The 8,668-nt window shown below is 57.0% G+C and carries 8 protein-coding genes; 4 read left to right on the top strand and 4 right to left on the bottom strand.

Going from position 1 to position 8,668, the window contains the following annotated elements; all coding sequences use genetic code 11:
• Window positions 1-394 precede the first annotated feature (394 nt).
• Entirely contained in the window at window positions 395-1,351 is a 957-nt protein-coding gene (locus tag ACQUQ0_RS10085) for a sulfotransferase family protein (protein ID WP_435184898.1), read from the top strand.
• 77 nt (window positions 1,352-1,428) lie between these two features.
• The gene (locus ACQUQ0_RS10080) at window positions 1,429-2,703 is read left to right on the top strand and encodes a methionyl-tRNA formyltransferase (RefSeq protein ID WP_435184897.1); all 1,275 of its coding nucleotides are present in this window, start codon (window positions 1,429-1,431) and stop codon (window positions 2,701-2,703) included.
• A gap of 36 nt (window positions 2,704-2,739) precedes the next feature.
• On the opposite strand, the gene ACQUQ0_RS10075 is transcribed toward ACQUQ0_RS10080, so the two are convergent.
• Entirely contained in the window at window positions 2,740-3,471 is a 732-nt protein-coding gene (locus ACQUQ0_RS10075) for a hypothetical protein (RefSeq protein WP_435184896.1), read from the bottom strand.
• A gap of 114 nt (window positions 3,472-3,585) precedes the next feature.
• On the opposite strand from ACQUQ0_RS10075, the gene ACQUQ0_RS10070 reads away from it, so the two are divergent.
• Both ACQUQ0_RS10070 and ACQUQ0_RS10065 read left to right on the top strand, forming a co-directional pair.
• Complete coding sequence (locus ACQUQ0_RS10070) at window positions 3,586-5,211, top strand: alkaline phosphatase family protein (RefSeq protein WP_435184895.1); 1,626 nt, start codon at window positions 3,586-3,588, stop codon at window positions 5,209-5,211.
• The gene (locus ACQUQ0_RS10065; RefSeq protein WP_435184894.1) at window positions 5,211-5,897 is read left to right on the top strand and encodes a WbqC family protein; all 687 of its coding nucleotides are present in this window, start codon (window positions 5,211-5,213) and stop codon (window positions 5,895-5,897) included. Before ACQUQ0_RS10070 ends, ACQUQ0_RS10065 begins: the two co-directional genes overlap by 1 nt.
• 16 nt (window positions 5,898-5,913) lie before the next feature.
• Here ACQUQ0_RS10065 and ACQUQ0_RS10060 read toward each other — a convergent pair whose 3' ends face one another.
• Genes ACQUQ0_RS10060 through ACQUQ0_RS10050 form a run of 3 tightly spaced genes read right to left on the bottom strand, consistent with a single transcriptional unit; the run spans window position 5,914 to window position 8,551 of the window.
• On the bottom strand, window positions 5,914-6,894 hold the full coding sequence (locus ACQUQ0_RS10060; RefSeq protein ID WP_435184893.1) for a Gfo/Idh/MocA family protein: 981 nt from the start codon (window positions 6,892-6,894) through the stop codon (window positions 5,914-5,916).
• Window positions 6,891-7,976, bottom strand: coding sequence for a DegT/DnrJ/EryC1/StrS family aminotransferase (locus ACQUQ0_RS10055; protein ID WP_435184892.1), 1,086 nt, complete (start codon window positions 7,974-7,976; stop codon window positions 6,891-6,893). The genes ACQUQ0_RS10060 and ACQUQ0_RS10055 overlap by 4 nt, the downstream gene beginning before the upstream one ends.
• The gene (locus tag ACQUQ0_RS10050) at window positions 7,973-8,551 is read right to left on the bottom strand and encodes an acyltransferase (protein WP_435184891.1); all 579 of its coding nucleotides are present in this window, start codon (window positions 8,549-8,551) and stop codon (window positions 7,973-7,975) included. The genes ACQUQ0_RS10055 and ACQUQ0_RS10050 overlap by 4 nt, the downstream gene beginning before the upstream one ends.
• Window positions 8,552-8,668: the final 117 nt, after the last annotated feature.

The raw sequence follows: 8,668 nt of genomic DNA, 5'->3' as shown, positions 1-8,668 counted from the left end.
CGGGCGAGCACTACCCGTCTGGTTCCGCTTCGAGGTATTCCGGGAGTGGATTGATCACGCTCTCGACGACACGTTGGACCGGAAGTGGGAAGCACCGACCAACGGTGTCGGAATCCCGGCGACCTACAGCGAGCTGGACGCGGGCTGAAGCTGCCCGCGTCCAGCGGCAACCCTGTACGTGAGCGACAGCTTTGCCTCTTGTCTGGACTGACAGCGCTCTCACTGGCGTGAGACCGCTGTCTTTGTTCGACTCGATGAATCAGTCGCTCCAATATCGTTCATTTCTCTGCAGAAATCGAGTCAGCAATCAGGAACAATGGGAACTACCGACTGTCGGTCTTATCGCGAGCATAGAGAGAAACTTTTGAGTGCTACATCTGTCTCCGTACAGCCAATGAGTACAGGAGCCGCTCCAGACTTCATATACGGCGGGCCGAGCAAATCGGGGTCGTCTTGGGTCTACAAGGCACTGAAAGAGCACCCGCAGATCCACGTTCCGGACCTCAAACCGGTAAACTACTTCAACACCAAGTATCATCAGGGATCAGACTGGTACCGCTCAGTCTTCGCTGAGGCCGACCCAGATCAGATAGTCGGGGAATCATCTCCAGGATACATCAACAATGAGTCCGCTCCGAAACGCGTAGCCGCGGACTTTCCCGATGTCAAAGTTATGTTCACGCTTCGGAATCCGATCGACCGAGCGTTCTCGCAGTGGTGGCACGACACCCAGAGCGGGTGGCTCAACTTCGACTTCGATGACATCTTCTTCGTCGATCAGGCCTACGAAGTGTTCATTCGACCCGGATACTACGCGGATCACGTCGAGCGTTGGCAGACGGCGCTCTCCGAAGAGCAGGTCGAGATATTCCTTTTCGACGACTTCGTCGAAGACAACGCCACGTTCATCGAATCAATCTACGAATTCATCGGCGTCGATCCCGGCTACCAACCCGATATCATCGACGAGCGTGTCAATCAGGCACGATACCGTGGACCAGCCCTGTACGACGAGGTCAAAGGCTGGTTCGTTCACGACGCCCCGATATGGCTTCGGTCCGTCGTGAGTCCGGTTTATCCAGTGCTCCGGAGCCTGTTCGAGAACAAGTCCGCGTACAAGGAGGGAATAGACGAGAACATCAGGAAGGAACTTGAGGTTGAGTTCGCCTCTCCAACCAAACGGCTCTCAGAAATGATCGACCGCGACCTGAACCACTGGTTCGACCACATTGATCTTGACGCGGGTGACTACCGCTCGCAGGTCACGATACCGGCGGACCACAAGTCGAAATACCGACACTGGACTACGGACAGGATGGTGACGAAGAACTACCAGCGGCGACGCAACTAATCACTCCTGAGCCAGCGTCCCACTGAACCGCAAGGAGCATCGGAGTCTATACCTGGGTGAAGTCGGAACGTCGGAGTATGCAACCAGACGGATTTCGCCTCCTGTTCGTCGGAAACAGAGGGCATTCACGATGGATACTGCGACATCTCCTTGACGCTGGGTGGAATGTCGCCGGCGTCGTCACGCGAAGTGAGGGCTCACCGTCGCGAGCGATCGATCGGGAACGGTTTGATGATGTCTGCGACGAGTACGACGTCCCGCTACACCGAACGGACGACATCAACGAGAGCGAGACACGGGGATTCATCGACTCAGCCGCCCCTGATCTCGGCCTGTGCTGTGGCTGGACCCAGATTGTTTCGGAAGACATACTCGACGTTCCGACCGACGGGTTCGTCGGAATTCATGCCAGCGACCTCCCGAAGGGAAAAGGAGGTGCTCCGGTCAATTGGCAGTTGATCCTCGACAGCCACGTCGGGGTGTCGCTGTTCTACTTCGTGCCCGAAGTCGACCACGGCGACATCATCGCGCAAGAGCGTCTGGAGATCGAACCCAGGGACGACATCGAGACGCTGTACAACAAGGTGACAGACACCTCGTGTAGACTGCTCGACGAAGCACTCCCGGCGCTTCGTGACGGAACCGTTGAGGCGTCCCCCCAGACCTACGCCGAGGCGACGTACCTGCCACAGCGCACTCCCGACGACGGTCTCGTCGACTGGTCGCGCCCCGCGGCGTTCATCCACGACTGGGTGCGTGCGCTCACTCGTCCGTACCCCGGCGCGTTCACCTTCTTCGAAGGGGAGCAGGTGCTGCTCTGGTCGACCGCGATGGTCGAAGGGGAGACGAAATCGGTGCATCCCGGCGAGATACTCGCGATCGACGACGGCCGTGGCGTTCTCGTCGGCACGGGCGACGGCGCCGTTCGCTTGGAACGGGTTCAGGTCGACGGGCACCCGCCGATGTGGGCGGACGACTTCGCCGAACGGTACGACCTCGCGGTTGGTGACGCGTTCGGAACGCCGAGCGACTTCCCGCAGTGGCTCTATACGAGTCTCCGGGGAGCGAACGGAGCGTTCGACTTTGAGACTAACGTCCCCCTCGGCGACAGCGGGACCACAGTGGCGGTTGCGTGCTCACACCACGACCAGCGAGAGGTCCGAATTCACGCGATCTTCGACGGTGAGACTTGCCTTGATCGAACGCGTACCGTCGACGGTTGGATTCGTGAACCGATCACCTACGCACCAGAAAAGAGCGGATCGCACACGCTCAAAATAAACTTCGAATCCGAGGACGGAACGATTGACACCCGGTATATAAAGGTATTCTCCGGAGGTGAGTCCGAGTGAGGTCGTGTGAAGACTGCCTCGTCGCGACGGCGTCTATCAACGAGCCACGTCTGTCAAATTCGTGGGATCCCACTTGATGTTCGTCCGTTCGACTACGCACTTGTCCGCTCGGTCAAGTAACCGCCTCTGCGCAGATATGATTCGGTGCTCGAGGCATTCGTCACTTTCCCCCCACAGAACCGGGTGAGTGAGGATCTGTAAGCGAGACGGCTTTCCGTCCTGCAGCGGAGGCTCCTCACGCCAGCGGTGGAGTGAGTCTGACTCGTACTTGATGTCTCCGAAGAACTCCGGTTCGTACGTGCTTTCGATTCCGTCGAACTGTCGGTCGAGCGTCCACGATGGAGGGTTGTGAAACGCGATCGTCTCGACAATGTCGAACTCGCCCAGAGCCCGCAACGCCGTTTGCTCGGATCGAACTTTCGTCTGTAGTTCCTGCGGGTTGGGCTCTGCCTCCCAGTATCGACCCGTGTCGAAGTGGAGACCGATATCGTGGCCGAGCCTATCGATTTTTCGGAACGTCTTGCCGACGCTCTCCGATAGGGCATTGTAGAAGTCGGCGGTCACGAGTACAAAAAATGTCGAGGAGATGTCCATTTCGTGCTCTATTTCCGCAATTTCGAGTGCCTTCTCCGGATCATAGTCCACGTCGTGACGGAGCAGTACCCACGGCTCTGCCGCGGGCCGTTCGCGATACTTGATGAAGTCGTACCCGCGGTCACGGAGATCTAGTAGAAAGTCCCGGTACCACTCGTAAGTGTAGCTTGTCATTCACCAGGTACCTTCCTCCCCGAAGAGTATAAATCCGTCAGTAGCTCCGAGAATGATAGAGAATTCGACAGCACAAGCTATTTATCCGGGAGAGAGGGAACTGAGGACCATACGATGACGTCGAGTACGACTGGGCAATCAGACGACACCAATCGGAGTGTCCTTCTCGTCGGCTGGGACGGTGCGCCCCACACTCTTGTTGAAGAATTGATTGAAGACGGTGAGTTGCCGACACTGGCGGGAATCGCCGACGACGGCTACTTTGGACCACTCCACACCGTACCGTACATTATGAGTTCGTGTGCGTGGTCAACGTTTCTTACAGGGAAGAACGCCGGCAAGCACGGCGTCTACGATTTTTACGCGAACGACTTCCGCGAGGGGACCTACTTCCGGGAACCGATCAATGCGACTGACAGAGATGGCGAGGAGTTGGGCGAGATTCTGACTCGGAACGACCGCTCAATCGGTCAGATCAACGTTCCAGTAACGTACCCCGCCGCGAAGGTCGACGAGTTCGAGGTAACGGGGATGCTTACACCATCCGTTGACTCGGATGGGTTCTGTCACCCGTCTGATTTCCTTGACGACTTCGAAGAAATCGACCGGTATCGTATCGACTTGGACGAGGGCAAAGACGCCGAGAAGGACGAGTTCGTTGCAGAGATGAAAGACGTCGTCGATGCCCGGATGGAGTTAGTACTGTACTCGCTCGAACGAAGCGCTGACGTTGACGTCTACTTCGCGGTCTTCGTCGCACCGGACCGTCTTTCCCACTACTACTGGCACTTCCATAACCAGTCGCACCCGTTCACCGGAAACGAGTCCGAGGAAGACTTGGAGCAGTTCTCGGACGTATTGGTGGATCTCTTTGTAAACCTCGACGACAAGCTCGCACAGATCATCGACAAGTTCGAACGGGTCAACGGAACCGAACCACTGGTATCCGTCGTTTCGGACCACGGTATGCGCTCCCTCGAGAGGATTCTACACGTCAATAAGTGGTTGAGCGAGGAGGGATATCTAACGTTCCGAGAGGGAGAGCGCGAGGCCGTCGATGAGGACATCGAAGAGATGCTCGATGATCGCGTCGAGTACATCTTCGGGAAAGTCGACTGGGAGCAGACAGAAGCGTACGCGATGGGGAAGCGCGGTGCCATTTACGTCAACGAGGAAGGTCGAGAGCCCGAGGGCTCAGTCCCATCCGAGGAGCGTGAAAACGTCATCAAACGACTGACTGCCGACCTCGCGGAGATTCGCGACCCCGATACCGGCGAGAACATCGTTGAGGCGGTCCACACGCGCAAAGAACTCTTCGAGGGACCATACGTCGACAAGGCACCCGACGTACTGCTGTCGCTCTCCGAGGGCTACTACCCGTTCGGCTACGCGTTCGAACTGGAGAAAGACAACATCATCTCCACGAACGACTGGGAGGGTATGCCATTCGTGACGGGAATCGAAGACGGCCCAGGCATTCTCGGGATCGCGGGGCCAGGCGTCGATGACACCGCAAGCGAACTCGATCTCGGACTTGCGGATATCACGCCGACGATTCTGCACTACCTTGGACTTCCGGTACCTGAAGATATGGACGGCCGAGTCGCCCACGAACTGTTCTCCGACGAGCTCAGCGAGGACGTGACCTACGAGCGTGCAGTCGAACAAGCCAGAGCCGACGACAGCGAGCGAGAAGCTGACAGCGTGAAAGACCGCCTCGAAGACCTCGGATATCTCTGATGACACGAAAGATTGTCACAGCTCATCAACCGAACTACCTCCCGTGGATCGGCTACTTCCACAAAATCCACGTGAGCGACGTGTTCGTGGTGCTTGACGACGTGGAGTACAGCTCTGGGAGCTGGATTAACCGCAACAAAATCAAGACTCCGGACGGCTGGAGCTGGCTGAGCGTTCCGGTCGGAGACACCAGTGTGCCGATAAACGAGGTCGAGATTGCGGGCAACGGCGACTGGCGTGAAGAACACTGGAAGAGCTTCCAGCAGAATTACGCGAACGCGAACGAGTTTGAGTCACTAGCATCATTCCTGGAGGAGACGTACGACCGTGAGTGGACTTCCCTTGACGCGCTGAACGTCCACCTGCTCGAAGGTATTTGCGACCGCGTTGGGATCGAGTACTCGTTTGTCTACTCCTCCGAACTGGACACCGAGAGTACCGGGGCAGAAAGGCTGGCCGAACTCTGCGACCAGGTCGACGCAGATGTGTACCTCTCAGGAATGGGTGCTGACGGCTATATGCAACACGAGAGCTTCAAAGAAATCGGCGTCGCGGTTGAGTACCAGGACTTCGAGCACCCGACGTACCGACAGCGGTTCGATGGCTTCGAGCCGTATATGTCGTTCGTCGATGCTGTGATGAATGTTGGACCGAAAAAGGCGATAGCACTTCTCGATTCGCTGTAAGGAGAAGTTGACGGACCTATACTCCGTTTTTGATCGCGTCGGTGATTTCGCTTGCCAGTCGGACAGCCTCAAGTCCGGATTCGCCATCGGTTCGGGGAGTGCGTCGCTCGCGCACGCAGGAGAGGAAGTGTTCGAGTTCCTGTTTGAGTGGCTCACGGGTTCGAACGTATGGTGATTCAGTGATAGTTTCGGTTCGATATCCGGCTTGATCAAAGACGGTCGTAGTCGTCTCCTGGCCCCGCCGTTGGAGAGTAATCGACTGCTCCTGATAATCGAGCGTGATGTAAGCGTCACGTGTCGTCGCACTTAGCGTCCGGATCTTACCACTCGTCACCTGTGACGCAGTGACTGTTGCGACTGGCCCGTTCTCGAAGCTAAATTGAGCGATTGCATGGTCACAGTGGTCCGACCTGTCGGTGGTCCCAATGGCGTTCAACGCCGAAACAGTATCTCCAGAGAGGGTAGTGACGATGTCGATGTCGTGGATCATAAGATCGAGTACGACGTTTTCGTCAGCGAGGTGCTCGTTGAACGGGCCAAGTCGGTGGGCCTCAAGCGCGATCAAATCCTGCTGCTGGAGAACCTCAGCGAGCGTTTCGACCGCTGGGTTGTAGCGCTCAATGTGGCCGACCTGCAAGATCGCATCATAATCGGTCGCAAGATCAACGATCTCGCGAGCGTCCGCAACAGTGTTGGCAAGTGGTTTCTCGATGAGGACATCGAGTTCAAGATCCGTGATGCACTGTCGCGCTACAGGAAGGTGCAAGTCGTTCGGAACGGCAATCGTCGCCGCTCGTGCTTGCTCGATGTCACTCACGCTGTCGTGAACACGAACGTCATACTCCTCTCGAATCGTCGCAGCAGTCTCGGTGTTAGGCTCAACTACCTCTACGAGATTCGCACCAGGGAGTTCGTCGTACACTCGGATGTGGTTCGCACCCATATTCCCGGCACCGATGACGGTGACAGGGACTGGATCATCATCGAATGAACTCATCGCGTCACCTCCGTTAGTCCAGCCTCGACAGCGTCAGCGACAGTGTCGAGGCCAGTGTCCGAAACCTGAGGATGGACCGGAATTGAGAGCACGCTCTCGCTGGCTTTCCGCGCCGCGGGAGCATCACAATCTCGCTCGTAAGCTGGCTGATCCGGGATTGGAAGCGGGTAGTAGACACCGTATCCGACGCCATACTCGTCGAGCGTACGGCTCACCTCGTCCCGATCAGGGATGCGGATGGTGTACTGGTGGAACGAGTGCGTCCGGTTGTCGGGAACTGTCGGAAGGTTCATACCCTTGTCCGTCAGTCGGTCAGAGAGGTACGCAGCGTTTTCGCGACGAATGTCGATCCATTCTGGCAACCGGTCAAGTTGATCTTTCCCGATCGCTGCTTGAATATTCGTCATTCGGAAGTTATAGCCAGGGAATTCGTGTTCGTACGTGTCTGTCCGACCGTGATTTATAATTTGCCGCGCGCGCGAGGCAATCTCGTCGTTGTCTGTTGTGATCATACCTCCTTCTCCCGTCGTCATATTTTTCGTCGGATAGAATGAGAACGCCGCGGCATCACCGATAGAACCGACCTGCTCTCCCTCATAGGTAGCTCCGTGAGCCTGTGCAGCGTCTTCGAAGAGATGACAATCAAACTCGTCAGCGAGTGTCTGGAAAGCGCTCATCTCGGCGGGCAGTCCGTAGAGATGGACCGGCATAATCGCATCGACGTCGACGGTCTCGAGCACCGCACGAGCGGCGTCCGGATCGAGGTTATACGTTTCTGGATCGATGTCAGCGAAGACAGGCTCTGCTCCAGCGTGGACGACAGCGTTCGCACTCGCCACAAACGAGAACGGACTCGTGAGAACGACGTCTCCATCTCCGATACCTGCCGCCTCGAACATCGCGTGTAGAGCAGTCGTACCGGACGAGGTCGCAATTGCGTGCTCGACGCCGACGTACTCGGCGAACTCCGATTCGAACTCCCTGACGACCTCTCCGTCAGCGATCATCCCCGAGTCGAGAACGTCACAGACGGCCTCTTTCGCCGCTTCGGATACAACGGGATTCGCGATGGGAACGCTCACAGATTGTTCCCTCCATGTAACTCTGTCGGCAGCTCCCGGTGGACCGCCGGTGTACCGATAGCCAGTGTTTCAGGAGGTACGTCTTCTGTCACTACTGTGCCCGCCGCGACGAATGCGCCTTCTCCGACCGTCACATTAGGCAAGACTGTCGCATTCGCGCCGATCGAGGCGTCATCTTTCAGTGTCGGGCCTGTTAGCTGATAATCCGACCGGACCGGATACATATCGTTCAGCAGAGTCGCGTTGGGGCCGAGAAACACTCGGTCACCGATGTCGGTTTCGCTCGGGACGTACACCCCAGTTTGCATACTAACACCGTTGCCAACGACAGTATTCCCGTCGATGACGGTCTGTGTTCCGACAAGGACGTCTTCGCCAAGGGATGTGTGTTCGCGGACGAGCGCGTGGTGGCCGGTCTGGAATCCGGGGCCTGCCGATACGTCGTCGTAGATGATGGTACCTGCCCGGACAACGCTGCCGTCACCGATAGAAGGAGGTGACGAGCCGGGCCCATATTCCACACCGACCGTCGCTGTCGGAGCGATTTCGGGTGACTCGTCGGCGTCCGTGTTCATCGAACTTCTGTTGTTAGTACACCCACATAGGTCCGTTGGTACCAGATAGTTGATAGAGATTTGGCAACCCAGAAAGTCGCGAAAGTGGTAGACTTATGTAAGCTGGGAGTTGGTTCA

This window comes from Halobellus sp. EA9 (assembly GCF_051195055.1).
Lineage (GTDB): Archaea > Halobacteriota > Halobacteria > Halobacteriales > Haloferacaceae > Haloquadratum > Haloquadratum rubicundus.
The sequence above is the reverse complement of the archived record's forward strand: the minus strand, read 5'-3'. Positions and strand labels throughout refer to the sequence as shown.

Excerpts from the sequence above, each read along its gene's own strand:
- ACQUQ0_RS10085 (WP_435184898.1), top strand. The coding sequence starts at position 395 with ATGAGTACAGGAGCCGCTCCAGACTTCATATACGGCGGGCCGAGCAAA.
- ACQUQ0_RS10080 (WP_435184897.1), top strand. The coding sequence starts at position 1,429 with ATGCAACCAGACGGATTTCGCCTCCTGTTCGTCGGAAACAGAGGGCAT.
- ACQUQ0_RS10075 (WP_435184896.1), bottom strand. The coding sequence starts at position 3,471 with ATGACAAGCTACACTTACGAGTGGTACCGGGACTTTCTACTAGATCTC.
- ACQUQ0_RS10070 (WP_435184895.1), top strand. The coding sequence starts at position 3,586 with ATGACGTCGAGTACGACTGGGCAATCAGACGACACCAATCGGAGTGTC.
- ACQUQ0_RS10065 (WP_435184894.1), top strand. The coding sequence starts at position 5,211 with ATGACACGAAAGATTGTCACAGCTCATCAACCGAACTACCTCCCGTGG.
- ACQUQ0_RS10060 (WP_435184893.1), bottom strand. The coding sequence starts at position 6,894 with ATGAGTTCATTCGATGATGATCCAGTCCCTGTCACCGTCATCGGTGCC.
- ACQUQ0_RS10050 (WP_435184891.1), bottom strand. The coding sequence starts at position 8,551 with ATGAACACGGACGCCGACGAGTCACCCGAAATCGCTCCGACAGCGACG.